Annotated in this window: 17 protein-coding genes; 12 read left to right on the top strand and 5 right to left on the bottom strand. The window is 59.5% G+C overall.

Annotated elements, in window-relative coordinates:
• Positions 1-150: 150 nt before the first annotated feature.
• Both folD and ybcJ read left to right on the top strand, forming a co-directional pair.
• Positions 151-1017, top strand: a complete 867-nt coding sequence (gene folD / locus ACTJJ6_RS11035) for a bifunctional methylenetetrahydrofolate dehydrogenase/methenyltetrahydrofolate cyclohydrolase FolD (RefSeq protein WP_016928798.1) — start codon at positions 151-153, stop codon at positions 1015-1017.
• Positions 1018-1027: 10 nt separating this feature from the next.
• The gene (ybcJ, locus tag ACTJJ6_RS11030) at positions 1028-1240 is read left to right on the top strand and encodes a ribosome-associated protein YbcJ (protein WP_015376914.1); all 213 of its coding nucleotides are present in this window, start codon (positions 1028-1030) and stop codon (positions 1238-1240) included.
• A 60-nt stretch (positions 1241-1300) separates the two neighbouring features.
• Here the strand turns inward: ybcJ and cysS are convergent, their stop codons facing one another.
• Positions 1301-2686 carry a cysteine--tRNA ligase gene (cysS, locus tag ACTJJ6_RS11025; RefSeq protein ID WP_016928799.1) on the bottom strand — a complete coding sequence of 462 codons (1386 nt, stop codon included), beginning with the start codon at positions 2684-2686 and terminating at the stop codon, positions 1301-1303.
• Positions 2687-2995: 309 nt separating this feature from the next.
• On the opposite strand from cysS, the gene ppiB reads away from it, so the two are divergent.
• The 5 genes from ppiB (at position 2996) to ACTJJ6_RS11000 (ending at position 7784) form a co-directional block, all read left to right on the top strand.
• Complete coding sequence (gene ppiB, locus ACTJJ6_RS11020) at positions 2996-3490, top strand: peptidylprolyl isomerase B (RefSeq protein ID WP_016928800.1); 495 nt, start codon at positions 2996-2998, stop codon at positions 3488-3490.
• A gap of 10 nt (positions 3491-3500) precedes the next feature.
• Positions 3501-4223: a UDP-2,3-diacylglucosamine diphosphatase gene (locus ACTJJ6_RS11015; protein WP_440801411.1), complete on the top strand. Its 723-nt coding sequence runs from the start codon at positions 3501-3503 to the stop codon at positions 4221-4223.
• Between the two features lie 149 nt (positions 4224-4372).
• Positions 4373-4897, top strand: a complete 525-nt coding sequence (gene purE / locus ACTJJ6_RS11010) for a 5-(carboxyamino)imidazole ribonucleotide mutase (RefSeq protein ID WP_016928802.1) — start codon at positions 4373-4375, stop codon at positions 4895-4897.
• On the top strand, positions 4894-5961 hold the full coding sequence (purK, locus tag ACTJJ6_RS11005) for a 5-(carboxyamino)imidazole ribonucleotide synthase (RefSeq protein ID WP_440801408.1): 1068 nt from the start codon (positions 4894-4896) through the stop codon (positions 5959-5961). Before purE ends, purK begins: the two co-directional genes overlap by 4 nt.
• Before the next feature lie 428 nt (positions 5962-6389).
• Positions 6390-7784 carry a hypothetical protein gene (locus ACTJJ6_RS11000; RefSeq protein ID WP_085058557.1) on the top strand — a complete coding sequence of 465 codons (1395 nt, stop codon included), beginning with the start codon at positions 6390-6392 and terminating at the stop codon, positions 7782-7784.
• Positions 7785-7878: 94 nt separating this feature from the next.
• On the opposite strand, the gene ybbP is transcribed toward ACTJJ6_RS11000, so the two are convergent.
• Positions 7879-10311 carry a putative ABC transporter permease subunit YbbP gene (gene ybbP / locus ACTJJ6_RS10995; RefSeq protein WP_440801406.1) on the bottom strand — a complete coding sequence of 811 codons (2433 nt, stop codon included), beginning with the start codon at positions 10309-10311 and terminating at the stop codon, positions 7879-7881.
• On the bottom strand, positions 10308-10994 hold the full coding sequence (gene ybbA, locus ACTJJ6_RS10990; RefSeq protein WP_004940192.1) for a putative ABC transporter ATP-binding protein YbbA: 687 nt from the start codon (positions 10992-10994) through the stop codon (positions 10308-10310). Before ybbA ends, ybbP begins: the two co-directional genes overlap by 4 nt.
• Between ybbA and tesA the strand changes: the two genes are divergently transcribed.
• The 3 genes from tesA (at position 10965) to ACTJJ6_RS10975 (ending at position 13338) form a co-directional block, all read left to right on the top strand.
• Complete coding sequence (gene tesA / locus ACTJJ6_RS10985; protein WP_161545168.1) at positions 10965-11603, top strand: multifunctional acyl-CoA thioesterase I/protease I/lysophospholipase L1; 639 nt, start codon at positions 10965-10967, stop codon at positions 11601-11603. The genes ybbA and tesA overlap by 30 nt on opposite strands.
• Before the next feature lie 26 nt (positions 11604-11629).
• Positions 11630-12406, top strand: a complete 777-nt coding sequence (locus ACTJJ6_RS10980) for an SDR family oxidoreductase (RefSeq protein WP_016928808.1) — start codon at positions 11630-11632, stop codon at positions 12404-12406.
• A 77-nt stretch (positions 12407-12483) separates the two neighbouring features.
• On the top strand, positions 12484-13338 hold the full coding sequence (locus tag ACTJJ6_RS10975; protein WP_025160052.1) for a co-chaperone YbbN: 855 nt from the start codon (positions 12484-12486) through the stop codon (positions 13336-13338).
• A gap of 114 nt (positions 13339-13452) precedes the next feature.
• Here ACTJJ6_RS10975 and cfa read toward each other — a convergent pair whose 3' ends face one another.
• Positions 13453-14604, bottom strand: a complete 1152-nt coding sequence (gene cfa, locus ACTJJ6_RS10970) for a cyclopropane fatty acyl phospholipid synthase (protein ID WP_048795093.1) — start codon at positions 14602-14604, stop codon at positions 13453-13455.
• 325 nt (positions 14605-14929) lie between these two features.
• On the opposite strand from cfa, the gene ACTJJ6_RS10965 reads away from it, so the two are divergent.
• Together ACTJJ6_RS10965 and ACTJJ6_RS10960 are read left to right on the top strand one after the other, a co-directional pair.
• Positions 14930-15835: an SPFH domain-containing protein gene (locus ACTJJ6_RS10965; protein ID WP_004940203.1), complete on the top strand. Its 906-nt coding sequence runs from the start codon at positions 14930-14932 to the stop codon at positions 15833-15835.
• 2 nt (positions 15836-15837) lie between these two features.
• Positions 15838-16299, top strand: a complete 462-nt coding sequence (locus tag ACTJJ6_RS10960) for an NfeD family protein (protein WP_016928811.1) — start codon at positions 15838-15840, stop codon at positions 16297-16299.
• Here ACTJJ6_RS10960 and cueR read toward each other — a convergent pair.
• Entirely contained in the window at positions 16296-16697 is a 402-nt protein-coding gene (gene cueR / locus ACTJJ6_RS10955; protein WP_015376888.1) for a Cu(I)-responsive transcriptional regulator, read from the bottom strand. The genes ACTJJ6_RS10960 and cueR overlap by 4 nt on opposite strands.
• Between the last annotated feature and the right edge of the window lie 232 nt (positions 16698-16929).

The following is a 16929-nucleotide window of genomic DNA, read 5'->3' as shown; positions in this document are numbered from 1 at the left end:
AATGGCGTAGAGGTTCCTGAAGCCGGCATAAAAAAAGCGTAAATCGGCCTCGGCAACGGCGGCGAGGGTGATTCTGCGCCTGACAGCGCGCTCAGCTTCTGACAGAATAGCGGCATCCCCGCTTTTCTTAATTGATGGATTTCCACACTGATGTCAGCAAAGATTATTGATGGTAAAACGATTGCGCAGCAGGTTAGAAACGAAGTGGCTGAGCAAGTGAAACAACGTCTGGCGGCCGGCAAACGCGCCCCAGGCCTGGCGGTTGTGCTGGTCGGCGAGAACCCGGCCTCGCAAATTTACGTCGCCAGCAAGCGCCGCGCCTGCGATGAAGTCGGCTTCCTCTCCCGCTCCTACGACCTGCCCGCTGCCACCAGTGAAGCCGAGCTGTTGGCGTTGATCGACCAGCTGAACGCCGACGCGGAAATCGACGGCATTCTGGTGCAGCTGCCGCTGCCGGCCGGCATCGATAACGTCAAGGTGCTGGAACGCATCCATCCGGACAAAGACGTCGACGGCTTCCATCCGTACAACGTCGGCCGCCTGTGCCAGCGCGCGCCTAAGCTGCGCCCGTGCACCCCGCGCGGCATCGTTACCCTGCTGGAGCGTTATAACATCGATACCTACGGCCTGAATGCCGTGGTGGTCGGCGCGTCCAACATCGTCGGCCGCCCGATGAGCATGGAACTGCTGCTGGCCGGCTGCACCACTACCGTCACCCACCGCTTCACCAAAAATCTGCGTCACCACGTCGAGAACGCCGATCTGCTGGTGGTGGCGGTCGGCAAGCCGGGCTTCATTCCGGGCGACTGGATTAAACCGGGCGCCATCGTGGTGGACGTCGGCATCAACCGCCTGGAAAGCGGTAAAGTGGTGGGCGATGTCGACTTCGACGCCGCCAGCGAGCGCGCCGCCTACATCACCCCGGTGCCGGGTGGCGTTGGCCCGATGACCGTGGCTACACTGATCCAAAATACCTTGCAGGCCTGCGAGGAATATCACGACGTTCAACCTAAATAAGTAAGGCAGTATGGAAATTTTCAATCTGGACAATCATCCCCATGTCGAACTGTGCGATCTGCTGAAGTTCCAGGGCTGGTGTGAAAGCGGCGGCGCCGCCAAAGAAGTCATCGCCGAAGGGCTGGTGAAAGTCGACGGCAAGGTCGAAACCCGCAAGCGCTGCAAGATCGTCGCCGATCAGGTGGTGGAGTTCAACGGCGGCAAGGTCATGGTTAAACCCTAACCCGCAGCCATAGAAAAAGGCGCTGAATTCAGCGCCTTTTTTGTTTTCACTTCGGCCGGCTTACTTACGGCGCCAGGTGGTGCCCTGCGGGCCGTCTTCCAGCACGATGTTCATCTCGTTCAACCGATCACGCGCGGCGTCCGCCAGCGCCCAGTCCTTGGCGGCGCGCGCTTCGTTACGCTGTTTGATCAGCGCTTCAATCTCCGCCACTTCGCCGTCGTCAACCTGTGCGCCCCCTTGCAGGAACTGCTCCGGCTCCTGCTGCAGCAGGCCGAGCACTTTCGCCAGCTTGCGCAGTTCCGCCGCCATGCCGTTGGCCGCCGCCATGTCTTCGCTCTTCAGGCGGTTAACCTCACGGGCCAGATCGAACAGCGCCGAGTAGGCTTCCGGAGTGTTGAAGTCGTCGTCCATCGCTTCGCGGAAGCGGGCTTCGAACGCTTCGCCGCCGGCCGGCACGGCATCGGCGTCGGTGCCACGCAGCGCGGTATAGAGGCGCTCCAGCGCGGTGCGCGCCTGCTTGAGGTTCTCTTCGCTGTAGTTCAACTGGCTGCGATAGTGGCCGGACATCAGGAAGTAACGCACCGTCTCCGCATCGTAATGGCCGAGCACGTCGCGGATGGTGAAGAAGTTATCGAGCGATTTGGACATCTTCTCTTTGTCGATCATCACCATGCCGGAGTGCATCCAGTAATTGACGTACGGGCCATCGTGGGCGCAGCTCGACTGCGCGATCTCGTTCTCGTGGTGCGGGAACATCAGATCGGAACCGCCGCCGTGGATGTCGAAGTGGGTGCCCAGCTGTTTGCAGTTCATGGCGGAGCATTCGATGTGCCAGCCCGGACGGCCCGGCCCCCACGGCGACTGCCAGCTCGGCTCGCCCGGCTTGGACATTTTCCACAGCACGAAGTCCATCGGGTTGCGCTTCACGTCGTCGATCTCCACGCGCGCGCCGGCCTGCAGCTGATCCAGATCCTGACGCGACAGCAGGCCGTATTGCGGATCGCTGTCGATGGAGAACATCACGTCGCCGTTGCTGGCCACGTAAGCGTGATCGCGATCGATAAGACGCTGCGTGATCTCGATGATCTCGGCGATGTGCTGGGTCGCGCGCGGCTCTTGATCCGGACGATCGATCAGCAGCGCGTCGAAGTCGGCGTGCATTTCCGCCAGCATGCGTTCGGTCAGTTGGTCGCAAGTCTCATGATTTTCCGCCGCGCGGCGAATGATTTTGTCGTCTACGTCGGTGACGTTGCGCACGTAGTTCAGCGAATAGCCGAGATAGCGCAGATAACGCGCCACCACGTCGAAAGCGACAAAGGTACGACCGTGGCCGATGTGACACAGGTCATAGATGGTTACCCCGCACACGTACATGCCCACTTTCCCGGCATGAATGGGTTTGAATTCCTCTTTTTGACGACTCAGGGTATTAAAAATCTTTAGCATCGGGAGATTCCGTGGTGTGCGTGATAACAAAAAAGATAACCGGGCTTCAGGTTTTACGCCCGGTAGCGTATTGAAACCTGAAGCCTGATCTATTGCAAGGTTAAGGCCAAGCTTTGCTGATTTCACGCGAAGAAAACGCGTAAAATCCGGCCGCCGGCATAATTGTTATAATATAACAATAAAGCAATTACCACAGACAGTGCGCGGTTGACCCGCTGCTGACTCGCCGGGGCGGATATGTTATAAGGGCGGTCTGAATGTTCACTCGCTTTACGTGGCGTCTCACTTCATCTTGTTAGGATTAAAACTATGGTTACTTTCCACACCAATCACGGCGATATCGTCATCAAGACCTTTGCTGACAAAGCGCCGGTTACCGTTGAAAACTTCCTGAACTACTGCCGCGCCGGTTTCTACGACAACACCATCTTCCACCGTGTGATCAACGGCTTCATGATCCAGGGCGGCGGTTTCGAGCCGGGCATGAACCAGAAAGCGACCAATGCGGCTATCAAGAACGAAGCCAACAACGGTCTGAAAAACACCATCGGCACCCTGGCAATGGCGCGTACCAACGATCCGCACTCCGCCACCGCACAGTTCTTCATCAACGTGGCTGACAACGACTTCCTGAACTTCCGCGGCGAAAACGTGCAGGGCTGGGGCTACTGCGTGTTCGCTGAAGTGGTTGAAGGCATGGACGTGGTCAACAAGATCAAAGGCGTGAAAACTGGCCGCAGCGGCATGCACCAGGACGTACCGGTAGAAGACGTCGTCATCAACAGCGTGACCGTCAGCGAGTAATCGCGGCTGCATGAGTACGCTGTTCATCGCAGATCTGCACTTGTGCGCACAGGAACCGGCAATCACTGCCGGTTTTCTGCGTTTTTTACGGCGCGAAGCGATGCACGCCGACGCGCTGTACATCCTCGGCGACCTGTTTGAGGCCTGGATCGGCGACGACGATCCCGAGCCGCTGCACGCGGAGATCGCCGCGGCGCTGAAAGCGCTGCAACAGGCCGGCGTGCCCTGCTATTTCATCCACGGCAACCGCGATTTTCTGCTCGGCAAGCGCTTCGCCCGCGCCAGCGGCATGCAGCTGCTGCCGGAAGAAAAAGTGCTGGAGCTGTACGGCCGCAGGATCCTGATCCTGCACGGCGACACCCTGTGCACCGACGATCAAGCCTATCAGCAATTCCGCCGTAAAGTGCACAACCCGCTGATTCAAAAACTGTTCCTCGCGCTGCCGCTGCGCTGGCGACTGAAGATCGCCGCCAACATGCGCGCCCGCAGCCAGCAATCCAACCAAGGCAAGTCGGACGCCATCATGGACGTCAACCCGCAGGCGGTCGAGCAAACGATGCTGCACCACGACGTGCACTGGATGATCCACGGCCATACCCATCGCCCGGCGGTGCACCGACTGGCGCTGAGCAATGGCGAAGCCCATCGTGCGGTGCTGGGTGCCTGGCACGTCGAAGGATCGATGATCAAAGTCAGCGCCGACGCCGTCGAGCTGATCTCATTCCCATTCTGAATTCCGCACTGGCGCGAGAGTGAAAATTCGCGCTTTCGACGGTGAAAACCGGCGACGCAACCGTTTTCCTCGCCGTGCGCTCATGGTATGCTCTACGCCCTCATTCGGCCCTCAGCCGACGCCAGACAAATCACAGGAGCCTTACACCCATGGGAGCCAACGCCGCTTCAGCCGCCAATACCGGGGCGAAAATCGCAATTGTAATGGGATCGAAAAGTGACTGGGCCACCATGCAGTTCGCTGCCGAAGTCCTGACCCAGCTCGACGTCCCCTTCCATGTCGAAGTCGTTTCCGCTCACCGCACGCCGGACAAGCTGTTCAGCTTCGCCGAGCAGGCTGCCGCCAACGGCTTTGACGTGATCATCGCCGGCGCCGGCGGTGCGGCGCATCTGCCGGGCATGCTGGCGGCGAAAACCCTGGTGCCGGTGTTGGGCGTGCCGGTGCAAAGCGCCGCGCTGAGCGGCGTAGACAGCCTCTACTCCATCGTGCAGATGCCGCGCGGCATTCCGGTGGGCACGCTGGCGATCGGCAAAGCCGGCGCCGCCAACGCCGGGTTGCTGGCGATGCAGATCCTGGCGCTGCACGACGCCGCGCTGGCGCAGCGTTTGGCGGACTGGCGTCAGGCGCAGACCGAAGACGTCTTGAACCACCCCGATCCGCGGGAGGACGCATGAAGCCGGTTTGCGTACTGGGCAACGGCCAACTGGGGCGCATGCTGCGCCAGGCCGGCGAACCGCTGGGCATCGCCGTCTACCCTGTCGGCATCGATGCCGAACCTGAAGCGGTGCCGTATCAGAACAGCGTCATTACCGCCGAGATAGAACGCTGGCCGGAAACCGCGCTGACGCGTGAGCTGGCGACCCACAGCGCCTTCGTCAACCGCGACATCTTCCCGCGTCTGGCGGATCGCCTGACGCAAAAACAGCTGCTCGACCAGCTCGGCCTGGCGACCGCGCCGTGGCAGCTGCTGGCGAGCGCCGCCGAATGGCCGCAGGTATTCGCTGCGCTGGGCGAACTGGCGATCGTCAAACGCCGGGTCGGCGGCTATGACGGCCGCGGCCAGTGGCGCTTGCGTCCGAGCCAAGAAGCCGAACTGCCGGCCGACGCCTATGGCGAGTGCATCGTCGAGCAAGGCATCAATTTCTCCGGCGAAGTGTCGCTGGTGGGCGCGCGCGGCCACGACGGCCGTTCGGTATTCTACCCGCTGACCCATAACCTGCATGAAGACGGCATCCTGCGCGCCAGCGTGGCGCTGCCGCAGCCCAATCCAGCGCTGCAGCAACAGGCCGAGCAGATGCTGGCGGCGATCCTGAACGAGCTGAACTATGTCGGCGTGATGGCGATGGAGTGCTTTATCGTCGGCGATCGGCTGCTGATCAACGAACTGGCGCCGCGCGTGCACAACAGCGGCCACTGGACGCAAAACGGCGCCTCCATCAGCCAGTTCGAGCTGCACCTGCGCGCCATCCTCGGCCTACCGCTGCCGCAGCCGGTGGTGAGCACGCCGTCGGTGATGGTCAACCTGATCGGCACCGCCGTCAACGACCAGTGGCTGTCGCTGCCGCTGGTGCATCTGCACTGGTATGAGAAAGAGGTGCGCCCGGGCCGCAAGGTCGGCCACCTCAATCTGAACGACCCGAGTGCCGCCGATCTGCGCCAGGCGCTGCAGGCGCTGGCGCCGCTGCTGCCGGGCGAATACCAAAGCGGGCTGGCCTGGGCGCAGCAGAAGCTGGCCTAAGGCTCACGCCGTCGAAAGTAAAAGGGGTTAGCCTTAAGCTAACCCCTTTTTTAGGCCTGGCACAATCAAAAAACCGCCCGACAACGCCATTTATCAACAGCATAATATATATAAACAATGAGCAATATCGGCATGAGATATTGAATAAAACATCAAAAATAAGACGAACACCAACATTTAATCATTGCACTATCAATCTGCATCATTCTAATTTGAAAAAATAAAATCAAGAGCTAAATTTACACTACACATGATAATTAAATAAAAGTATGAGGGGTCTGTAAACCTAAAATAATTAATGACATGAAATTATAAAAAATTGTCATTACTATATGCATTAAAATAGATACTGACCTATTCATTCTAAAAACAACCATCCAAAAGGTCTGAGCTACAACTGAAGCACTGATATCTTCCGGAGTGACAAAATGAAGCTTATATTTCTCACCCTCATTTTAATGCTAAGCGGATGTGTGGCCAATGCACCATTTCGTACTTCCGATGGGAAAAACTGCGACCACTGGAGAGGGTGTGGCAGTAACTATGAGACACACACCGGCTATGATTTGGGGTTTATCGAATTTAGTGAGCGCGGCCATGATTTTGCTCCACAGCAAACAGCGCAGCTTTTATCAAATATAGCGCGTATGGAAGAGAAAGAAGACGTTGGTGTCATCGTGTTTATCCATGGCTGGAAGCATAATGCATCCGTACTTGATAAAAATGTAAAAAACTTCCAAAAAACGCTCTCCTACGTTGCTGCCCCAAGGATAATAGGAAAAAGAAAACTATTGGGGATCTACATTGGCTGGCGCGGAATGAGCTTTCATGGCGCAGAGCTTGAAAACCTCACTTTTTGGGATCGTAAATCCGTGGCAGAGGAGGTGGGCCGCAACGGAGTAAAAGATTTTCTCATCAAGCTGGAGTCAATCGTTGGTAAAAATAACAATAATTTTATGCTCACAGTGGGACACAGCTTTGGTGCCGATATTTTACTTTCCGCTTTGAACGATAACCTGCTGGAGAGAATGAGAACAGCTGAAAATAATAGTACATTGAAACCCTTTGGCGACGGCTTGATTCTTTTAAACCCTGCGGTAGAAGCAAACCAAGCCCTCCTTTTAAAAGAGAGCAGCATGAGACTGGGCGCTCAAGGAAAACCCATGCCGTCACTGATGTATGTCATCAGTTCTCGCGCTGATATCCCTACCAACGTGGCATTCCCGGTAGGTCAGTTTTTTGGCAAAAACATAAGATGGTCACAGGTAGAGATAGAAAGAGATTACTTCGGGGTAAAATATAAAATAAAAGAGCAGGATCTTGACGATATAACGGTAGGCAACTTTAAAATGTTTACCACGGGTTACATGTATAATAAAGAACATACCGTGAGCGACACCAGGACATCTCAGTACCATATTCCCGCGCAAATATCAAAAAAAGAAGACCTGTTAGACATTGAGCAATTGATACCGGAAGCTATCAATTCCGGCATTATCGGACCATGGAAATTTAATTCTTATTGTACCCGTACCCTGCACCAGAAAGAACAATATCACCATGATAGACTCCCTTGTTTCGACAACGATCCTATAGATTTCATTTCAGTACCTGATTCTTTTATCTCTAACCACAACGATATATTCAACCGGAATGTAATAACATTACTAATGACAATGACAAGCCAATCCCTCAGCAATAAAAAAGGTAGAATAACGAAATACTGTCAAAAAACAGGAGGGTTTTCATTCGAAGATTGTTTTAACTACTACTACTTAATAAATGAAGATTTCACAGTTAATAAGCATTCAAAACTCTATTAAGGTAAGCGGCGGGGAAAATGCCCGCCGCTTACTGAGTCCCCTGCCCGGATCAAAGAGACTCACCCTTTTCGGCCGCTACCTGCCTCGATATCAACTAGCCCTCATAACTGCGGAACAGCGCCTTGCCGCGCAGCAGGCGCACGCCCAGCCAGCCGCCGCACAGCGACAGCAGCAGCGCGCTGGCCAGCGGCAGCGCCCACCACAGCACCGGCGTCGGCGTCCATGGGAAGTCAAACACCCGGCTCTGCAGTAGCCACAGCGCCGCCTCGGCGCCCACCGCCGCCGCGATGCCCGCCACCAGCCCCAGCAAAGCAAACTCGCACCACAGCGTGCGGCGCAGCAGCCGTTTGCCGGCGCCCAGCGTGCGATAGACCACCAGCTCCTGCCGCCGCTGACGCATGCCGACCTGCACCTGCGCCAGCAGCAGCAGGCCGCCGCACAACACCACCAGCACCACCATCACCTCCAGCGCGCGGCTGACCTGTTGCAGCACGCCGCCGACCTGTTTCAGGATCGCGCCGATGTCCAGCAGGCTGAGCGTTGGGAACTGGCGGTTGAGCTGGGTCAACATCCGGCCGTCGCCGTCGTAGCGGAAGCTGGTGAGCCAGGTCTGCGGCTGGCCGTCCAGCGCGCCCGGCGGGAAGATAAAGTAAAAGTTCGGCTTCAGGCTTTCCCAATCCACCTGGCGCAGGCTGGTGACTTTGGCGCTGAAGGCCTGGGTATCGCCGCTGAAGGTCAGCGTATCGCCCAGCGTGATCTTCAGCCGCCCGGCGATGCCTTCATCCATCGAAACCTCACCGGTTTTCGGCGGCCAATTGCCCGCCACCAACGGATTGTGATCCGGCAGTTCGGTCAGCCAGGTCAGGTTCAGCTCACGGTTCACCGCCTCGCCGCCCGGATCGTCTTCATGCACCCGTTCGGTCGCCACCTGCTGGTTTATCTCGGTCAGGCGCACCCGGACGATCGGGTAATAGGTTTCCGGTTTGATCTGGTGCTGCTGCAGGAAAGTTTTCACCTGCGGCACCTGCGCCTCGGTCATGTTGAGCAGGAAATAGTTCGGGCTGTCCGGCGGCAGCTGTTGCTGCCAGCGTTCGAGCAGATCGCCGCGCAACACCAACAGCAGCGCCAGCAGCATGAACGACAGCGAAAACGCCGCCAGTTGGCTGATGGTCACCCAGGGCTGGTGCAGCAGGCGGTTGACCGCCAGCCGCAGCGCCAGGCTCTTGAGCGTGATGCGGCGCAGCAACAGCAAGCTGCCCCAGCCGATGCCGCCCAGCAGCAGCGCCAGCACCGCCATGCCAGCCAGGATCGCCCACAGCAGCGTGCTGGCCCCCATCAGCGCCACCAACAGCGCCACCACGATCGCCGCCGTCACCGGCAGGAAGTAGCGCAGCGGCCAGACGTTGGCCGTCACGTCGCGGCGCAGCACCCGCAGCGGCTGGGTGGCCAGCAGCTGGCGATACGGCCGCAGCCCGACCAGCAGCGAGATCAGCACCAGCGCGCCGAGCGCCCACAGCCACGGCCAGGCGCCGGCGGCAGGCAACGCAGCCGGTAATACCGGCTTCAGCAGGCGGATCAGCAACGCTTCAAACGCCAGCCCGATCGCCCCGCCGCACGCCGCCGCCAGCGCCATCACCGCCAGCCACTGGCCGACGATCAATTTACGCAGCGCGCCACGCCCGGCGCCGAGGGTTTTCAGCACCGCGATCAGATCGTAACGGCTGCGGCAATAGTGGCTCATCGCCACCGCCACGGCGGCGATCGACAACAGCAGCGTCAGCAGAGCCGACAGCAGCAGGAACTGTTGGGATCGCTGCAGCGACTTGCCGAGCGCGCTGCCGGATTCCTGCAGCCCGAACCAGCGCTGATCCGGCGTCAACTGCGGCGCCAGCCGCTCCTCATAACGCTGAATATCCGGCTCGGCGCCGGCGAACATGTAGCGGTAGGTCAGGCGGCTGCCCGGCTGCACCGCACCGGTCTTCTCGACGTCCGCCAGGTTGATCATGATGCGCGGCGCGGTCTGGAATGGATTGAAGCCGGCGTCCGGCTCCTGAATGATTTCACCGGCGATACGCAGCGTAGTGTCGCCCACCTCCAGCGCCCCCCCCACTTTCACGTTCAGCAGCGCCAGCAAACGCGGCGCCACCAGCACGCTACCCGGTTCGGGCTTGATGTTGGCCGGGCGCGTTTCCAGCTTGCCGTACAGCGGATAGGTCAGATCGGTGGCTTTCACGTCCGCCAGCTGCGGCCGCTCGCCGGCATAGGTCATGGTGGTGAACGACAGTTGGCGGCTCACCTTCAGCCCCTGCTGCTGCGCGTCCAATAGCCAGCCTTCCGGCACCGGATGCGCGCTGCGCAGCACCCGATCGCCGGCGATAAAATCGCGGCTCTGCTGGCTGAGCCCTTTGTCCATGCGATCGCTGATGCTGCCCAGCGCCAGCACGCAGGCGACAGAGAGCGTCAGCGCCAGCCACACGATCAGCAGCGACGGCGAGCGCCATTCGCGCCAGAACCAGCGCCAGATCATGCTTCCTCCCACAGCTTGCCTTCACGCAGCCGCAACCGCCGCTGGCAGCGCGCCGCCAGGGTTTCGTCATGGGTCACCAGGATCAGGGTGGTGTCAAAATCGCGGTTGAGAGAGAACAGCAGGTCGGCGATGCGATCGCCGGTCTGACGATCGAGGTTGCCGGTCGGTTCATCGGCGAACAGCACCCGCGGCCGGCCGCTGAAGGCGCGCGCCAGCGCCACGCGCTGCTGCTCGCCGCCGGACAGCTGCGCCGGCAGGTGATCGAGACGTTTGCCCAGTCCCAGCTGTTCCAGTAACTGCACCGCCTGCTCGCGACTCTGCCTGTCGCTCTCGCCGCGCAGCAGCGCCGGCAGTTGCACGTTCTCCAGCGCGTTCAGCGTCGGCACCAACATGAACGACTGAAACACGAAACCGACGTTCCTGGCGCGCAGCGCGGCGCGGCCTTCTTCGTCCAACGCGGTCAGCGACTCGCCGAGCAAACGCACCTCGCCCTCGCTGCCGTCGTCCAGCCCGGCCAAAATGCCCAGCAAGGTCGATTTCCCCGATCCGGATTCGCCGATCAGGGCGATCGTCTGCGCGGGTTTGACAAGCAGCTCGACTCCGGTAAGGATGGTGAGCTGATGCTCACCCTGACCAACGTGTTTACTAAGATGATGAACTTCAAGAACGTTTTCCGCTGGCATCTTCCCTTCCTTTTGCTGTTGGGATTATTCAGTTTACGCGCTGCCGCCGCCGATACCTTATTGATTTTGGGCGACAGTTTAAGCGCCGGCTATCGCCTGCCGATCGAGCGGGCCTGGCCGACGCTGTTGGCCGAACAGTGGCAGAAAAAACCGGGCGCGCCGCAGCTGGTCAACGCCAGCATCAGCGGCGACACCGCCGCGCAGGGGCTGGCGCGTCTGCCCGCGCTGCTGAAACAGCATCAGCCGCGCTGGGTGCTGATCGAGCTGGGCGCCAACGACGGCCTGCGCGGCTTCCCGGCGCAGGACGTACAGCGCGATCTCGGCCAAATCATCACGCGGGTGCAGCAGGCCGGCGCGCAGCCGCTGCTGATGCAGATCCGCATCCCGCCGAACTACGGCCGCCGCTACACCGAGGCGTTCAGCGCCGTCTACCCGGCGCTGGCCAAGCAGTTCAACATTCCGCTGCTGCCGTTCTATATGGAACAGGTGGTGGTGAAGCCGGAATGGATGCAGGATGACGGATTGCACCCCAATGGGGACGCTCAGCCGTTTATCGCCACCTGGATGGCGGAGCGCCTGGAACCGCTAGTAAAGCATGAGTCTCACTAAATTAGGGTCGTACACTAGGTAAAGTTATGCAAAAAGCGGTATTGATAACCGGCTGTTCCAGCGGGATTGGATTGATTGCGGCGCAGGATCTGCGCAACCGCGGCTACCGGGTGCTGGCCGCCTGCCGTAAGCCGCAGGACGTGGAAAACATGCGCCAGCTGGGGCTGGAAGGCATTGAGCTGGATCTGGACGACAGCGCCAGCGTCGAGCGCGCCGCCGCCGAGGTGATCGCGCTGACCGACGGCCGCCTGTACGGCCTGTTCAATAACGGGGGATTCGGCGTTTACGGCCCGCTTAGCCGCATTTCGCGCAGCCAGCTGGAGCGGCAGTTCGCCACCAACCTGTTCGGCACCCACCAACTGACCCAGCTGCTGTTGCCGGCGATGTTGCCGCACGGCGAAGGGCGCATCATTCAGACCAGCTCGGTGATGGGGCTGGTCTCCAGCGCCGGGCGCGGCGCCTACGCCGCCAGCAAGTTCGCGCTGGAAGCCTGGTCGGACGCGCTGCGCATGGAGCTGCACGGCAGCGGCATTCAGGTCAGCCTGATCGAACCGGGGCCGATCGCCACCCACTTTAGCCAGAACGTCAACCAGGCGCAGAGCGACAAGCCGGTGCACAATCCCGGCATCGCCAAGCGCCTGACGCTGCCGCCGGAGGCCATCCTGCCCAAACTGCGCCACGCGCTGGAAAGCCCGCGCGCCAAACTGCGCTATCCGGTCACCCTGCTGGCGCACGCGATGAGCGTGCTGCGCCGCATTTTGCCGGGCCGCTGTCTGGATTGGCTGCTGCGCAGCAACGCTTAATTCGCCCGACGGGGTTGAAGAATGGCGGCGCGCCCCCATTTACACCCCATGGCTCCGCACGATCAGAGAGAAAAAAGATGCTAGCTCAAGCTGTTGTTGATATTAACGAAACTAACCTGCACCAGACGCTGGAACAGTCGATGTCCATTCCGGTGCTGTTCTACTTCTGGTCCGAGCGCAGCCAACACTGCCTGCAGCTCACGCCGGTGCTGGACAAGCTGGCGGCGGAATACGCCGGTCAGTTCATTCTGGCCAAGGTGGACTGCGACGCCGAACAGATGATCGCCTCCCAATTCGGGCTGCGTTCCATTCCGACGGTCTACCTGTTTAAAGACGGCCAACCGGTCGACGGCTTCCAGGGCCCGCAGCCGGAAGAAGCGATCCGCGACTTGCTGCAGCGTTTCCTGCCGAAGGAAGAAGATCTGAAACTGGCGCAGGCGCAAGAATTGCTGGCCGCCGGCAACGCCGCCGAAGCGCTGCCGCTGCTGAAAGACGCCTGGCAGAGCAGCCAACAGCGCAGCGACATCGGCCTGACGCTGGCCGAAACGCAGATCGCCCTCAGCCGCAGCGAAGATGCCGAAGCGGTGCTGGCGACCATCCCGTTGCAGGATCGCGATACGCGCTATCAAGGCCTGGTGGCGCAGATTGAACTGTTGAAACAGGCGGCGGACACGCCGGAAATCCAACAGCTGCAACAGCAGGTGCAGCAGCAGCCGGACAACGTCGAGCTGGCGGTGCAGCTGGCGCTGCAGCTGCATCAGGTCGGGCGTAACGAAGAAGCGCTGGAACTGCTGATGGGGCATCTGAAGAAGGATCTGGCCGCCGCCAACGGCAACGCGCGCAAGACGCTGATGGACATTCTGGCCGCACTCGGCACCGGCGACGCGCTGGCCGCTAAATATCGCCGCCAGCTGTACTCACTGCTGTACTGATACTCGTCATGCTTGAAGCTGCATCCAGGCGGCAAAGGTGAGAAGCCCTGGGAGCTTAGATAACTAAGCGACCAGGGCTCGAACGTGCAGTCAGCTTGAAATATGGCGGGGATATCAGCGATAGACCCGCACCCCGCCCTCCACGCCCGCCGGGCTGAACAACACCTGCCACAGCTGAATGTTGCGCGAACGGAACGCGCCGGCGCAGGCGTTCAGGTAATAAGTGAACATGCGCTCGAAGCGTTCGGAATAACCGCCCGCCAATTCCGGCCACGCCCGTTTGAAATTCTCCAGCCAGGCCATCAGCGTGCGATCGTAATCGGCGCCGAAGTTGTGCCAATCCTCCATCACGAAACGCCCTTCGCTGGCCTCGGCGATATGCCGCACCGAAGGCAGGCAGCCGTTGGGGAAGATGTATTTGTCTATCCAGGCATCGACGTTAAGGTCGGTTTGATTGGAACCGATGGTGTGCAGCAAAAACAGGCCGTCCGGCTTCAGGTTGCGCGCCGCGACGCTGAAATAGGTCTCGTAGTTTTTCGGCCCGACGTGCTCAAACATGCCGACCGACACGATGCGATCGAACTGACGATCCAGATCGCGGTAATCCTGCAGCAAGATCTCGACGTCCAGCCCGGCGCAGCGTGCCTGCGCCAGCTTCTGCTGCTCGGCCGAAATGGTCACGCCGTGCACCGCGACGCCGTAGTTTTGCGCCGCAAACTGCGCCAGCCCGCCCCAGCCGCAGCCGATATCCAGCAGCGTCATGCCCGGTTTCAGCTGCAGCTTCTCGCAGATCATCCGCAGCTTGGCCTGCTGCGCCTGCTCCAGCGTCTGCGCCTCTTTCCAGTAGCCGCAGGAGTATTGCATGTAAGGATCGAGCATCGCCCGGAACAGGTCGTTGCCGATGTCGTAATGCTCTTTGCCCACCTGCCAGGCGCGCTTGCGCGATTGGCGGTTGAACAGCCGGGCATAGGCGATGCGCGCGATGTCGCTCAGGCTTTTCGGCAGGCGCTCATCGACGCCGGCCTGCAGAATGCGGGTAAACAGCATGTCCAGCCGTTCGCATTCCCACCAGCCGTCCATATAGCTCTCGCCGAAGCCGAGCGAGCCTTCCTGCAAAATGCGTTTGAACAGGGCCGGGTTGTGCACCCGAATATCCCAGGCGCGCGGGCCGTTGATGGCGACGCCGGCTTCGGCCAGCATCTCCTCTACAATGCGATACCAGCGGTCTTTCTTCTGGGCGAGTTCATCAACACTGAGCGAATCCATAACAATCCTTGGCCGAAATGTCATTTCAAAAAGCATAGTCGCAAATAAAAATGACAAATTTTTGACGGTAAACACGGGGGTGTTTTTACTCTAGCCAAGGCGAGCAACATCATGAAATGAATAAAAATTATTGAAATCATGCCATTTAGGCATACTTATCCGCCAACTGTGCCAGACTTATTTCAATAACGTTTTTCTCCCTGTTCGGAACAGCGGTTCCGCTTATGGCGGAGTCGCCAATGTCCTGGATTAAGTCGCGGTATCGGTAGGCATTTTTCCGGCGCTGACGTAATATCTGTTTACATATGTCTGACAGGAGGTTTGCATGCTTACTTTTATTCCCATCGTGATCGTCGTCGCGCTGATTGTGGTGTTCGCCGGCGTCAAAATTGTGCCGCAGGGGTTCCAATGGACGGTAGAACGCTTCGGCCGCTATACCAAGACGCTGATGCCGGGCCTGAACCTGGTGGTGCCGTTCATGGACCGCATCGGCCGCAAAATCAACATGATGGAGCAGGTGCTGGATATCCCCTCGCAGGAAGTGATTTCCCGCGATAACGCCAACGTCGCCATCGACGCGGTGTGCTTTATCCAGGTGGTCGACCCGGCGCGCGCCGCCTACGAGGTCAGCAACCTCGAACAGGCGATCGTCAACCTGACCATGACCAACTTCCGCACCGTGCTCGGCTCGATGGAGCTGGACGAAATGCTGTCGCAGCGCGACAGCATCAACAGCCGCTTGTTGCACATCGTCGATGAAGCGACCAACCCTTGGGGGGTGAAGATCACCCGTATCGAGATCCGCGACGTGCGGCCGCCGGCGGAGCTGATCGCCTCGATGAACGCCCAGATGAAGGCTGAGCGCACCAAGCGCGCCGACATCCTGGAGGCGGAAGGGGTGCGCCAGGCGGCCATTCTGCGCGCCGAGGGTGAGAAACAATCGCAGATCCTGAAGGCTGAGGGCGAACGTCAGTCGGCGTTCCTGCAGGCGGAAGCGCGTGAGCGCGCCGCCGAGGCCGAGGCGCGCGCCACCCAACTGGTGTCCGACGCCATCGCCAGCGGCAACATTCAGGCGGTGAACTACTTCGTGGCGCAGAAATACACCGACGCGCTGCAGAAGATCGGTTCCTCCAACAACAGCAAAGTGGTGATGATGCCGCTGGACGCCAGCAGCCTGCTCGGCTCGATCGGCGGCATTACCGAACTGCTGAAAGAAAGCAAAGGCAAATAATCATGCTCGAACTGATCGCGGCGAATCCGCTGTGGTTTTGGCTCTCCCTCGGGGGCGTGTTGCTGGCGGCGGAAATGCTCGGCGCCGGCGGCTACCTGCTGTGGAGCGGCGTGGCGGCGCTGTTGGTCGGCGTCCTGATCTGGCTGCTTCCGCAACTTTCCTGGGCGTGGCAAGGCGCGATCTTCGCCGTCCTGACCGTCGTCGTCGCTTACCTGTGGTGGTACTGGCTGCGCCGGCGCCCGGCGGCCGCATCCGGCGGGTCGCCGGTGCTCAACCAGCGCAACCGCCAGCTGATCGGCACCCGCGCCACGCTGACGGAACCGATGCACAACGGCATGGGCCGCATCAATATCGGCGACAGCAGCTGGCGCGCGCAGGCGGCGGAAGATCTGCCTGCCGGCACTGAAGTGGAAGTGGTGGCGGTGGAAGGGGTCACGCTGGTGATCCGCGCCATCAGCCGTTAATTCGAACGACAGCATCCCGCCAGATTATTGATGATGGGGCACTCCGCCCCCTCGTCGCCCGGACATTGTTCCGCCAGCGTCAACAGGCGTTGGCGCATTTCTCCCAGTTCGCTGATGTGCCTTTCGATCTCCGCCACCTTCTGCAGCGTGCGCGCCTTCACGTCGGCGCTGTGGCGGGCCGGATCGTTGAATAACGCCACCAGCTCACGGCACTCGTCCAGGTTGAAGCCCACCTGCCGCGCCTGGCGCAGCAGCGTCAGCTCTTCAACGTGCCTGGCGGAATAATGGCGATAACCGTTATCGCTGCGGATCGGGGCGGTAATCAGCGCTTTCTCCTCGTAAAAACGAATCGTCTTGCTGGTTAACCCGGTCTTTTTCGCGACGTCGCTAATATTCATTTTTTCCTCCGGAATGCTCCTGCTCATCTCCTATCTTAAGCCGCTTTCCGCCACTCACCAAGCCTCAACGCCCTACCGTCGATATCGATGAGAAACCGATAGCCACAGCCAAAAGATAGATACTTCACCTGCAAAGTATTCATCAGAAAACAATAGACAATCTAACCTATTAAAATTTGATCAAATTAAGATTTTTATTATATGTAAATTTTTGTGTATAAATAACACAAAA

The sequence above is a fragment of the Serratia sp. 22278 genome (assembly GCF_052045405.1).
Taxonomy (GTDB): Bacteria; Pseudomonadota; Gammaproteobacteria; order Enterobacterales; family Enterobacteriaceae; genus Serratia; species Serratia marcescens.
The sequence above is the reverse complement of the archived record's forward strand: the minus strand, read 5'-3'. Positions and strand labels throughout refer to the sequence as shown.

Bases quoted from the DNA above. Each gene is read 5' to 3' on its own strand.
- ybcJ (WP_015376914.1), top strand. From the start codon at position 1,028: ATGGAAATTTTCAATCTGGACAATCATCCCCATGTCGAACTGTGCGAT.
- ppiB (WP_016928800.1), top strand. From the start codon at position 2,996: ATGGTTACTTTCCACACCAATCACGGCGATATCGTCATCAAGACCTTT.
- ACTJJ6_RS11015 (WP_440801411.1), top strand. From the start codon at position 3,501: ATGAGTACGCTGTTCATCGCAGATCTGCACTTGTGCGCACAGGAACCG.
- purE (WP_016928802.1), top strand. From the start codon at position 4,373: ATGGGAGCCAACGCCGCTTCAGCCGCCAATACCGGGGCGAAAATCGCA.
- ybbA (WP_004940192.1), bottom strand. From the start codon at position 10,994: ATGCCAGCGGAAAACGTTCTTGAAGTTCATCATCTTAGTAAACACGTT.
- ACTJJ6_RS10980 (WP_016928808.1), top strand. From the start codon at position 11,630: ATGCAAAAAGCGGTATTGATAACCGGCTGTTCCAGCGGGATTGGATTG.
- ACTJJ6_RS11000 (WP_085058557.1), top strand. From the start codon at position 6,390: ATGAAGCTTATATTTCTCACCCTCATTTTAATGCTAAGCGGATGTGTG.
- ACTJJ6_RS10975 (WP_025160052.1), top strand. From the start codon at position 12,484: ATGCTAGCTCAAGCTGTTGTTGATATTAACGAAACTAACCTGCACCAG.
- ybbP (WP_440801406.1), bottom strand. From the start codon at position 10,311: ATGATCTGGCGCTGGTTCTGGCGCGAATGGCGCTCGCCGTCGCTGCTG.
- ACTJJ6_RS10960 (WP_016928811.1), top strand. From the start codon at position 15,838: ATGCTCGAACTGATCGCGGCGAATCCGCTGTGGTTTTGGCTCTCCCTC.
- cfa (WP_048795093.1), bottom strand. From the start codon at position 14,604: ATGGATTCGCTCAGTGTTGATGAACTCGCCCAGAAGAAAGACCGCTGG.
- folD (WP_016928798.1), top strand. From the start codon at position 151: ATGTCAGCAAAGATTATTGATGGTAAAACGATTGCGCAGCAGGTTAGA.
- cysS (WP_016928799.1), bottom strand. From the start codon at position 2,686: ATGCTAAAGATTTTTAATACCCTGAGTCGTCAAAAAGAGGAATTCAAA.
- purK (WP_440801408.1), top strand. From the start codon at position 4,894: ATGAAGCCGGTTTGCGTACTGGGCAACGGCCAACTGGGGCGCATGCTG.
- tesA (WP_161545168.1), top strand. From the start codon at position 10,965: ATGAACTTCAAGAACGTTTTCCGCTGGCATCTTCCCTTCCTTTTGCTG.
- ACTJJ6_RS10965 (WP_004940203.1), top strand. From the start codon at position 14,930: ATGCTTACTTTTATTCCCATCGTGATCGTCGTCGCGCTGATTGTGGTG.
- cueR (WP_015376888.1), bottom strand. From the start codon at position 16,697: ATGAATATTAGCGACGTCGCGAAAAAGACCGGGTTAACCAGCAAGACG.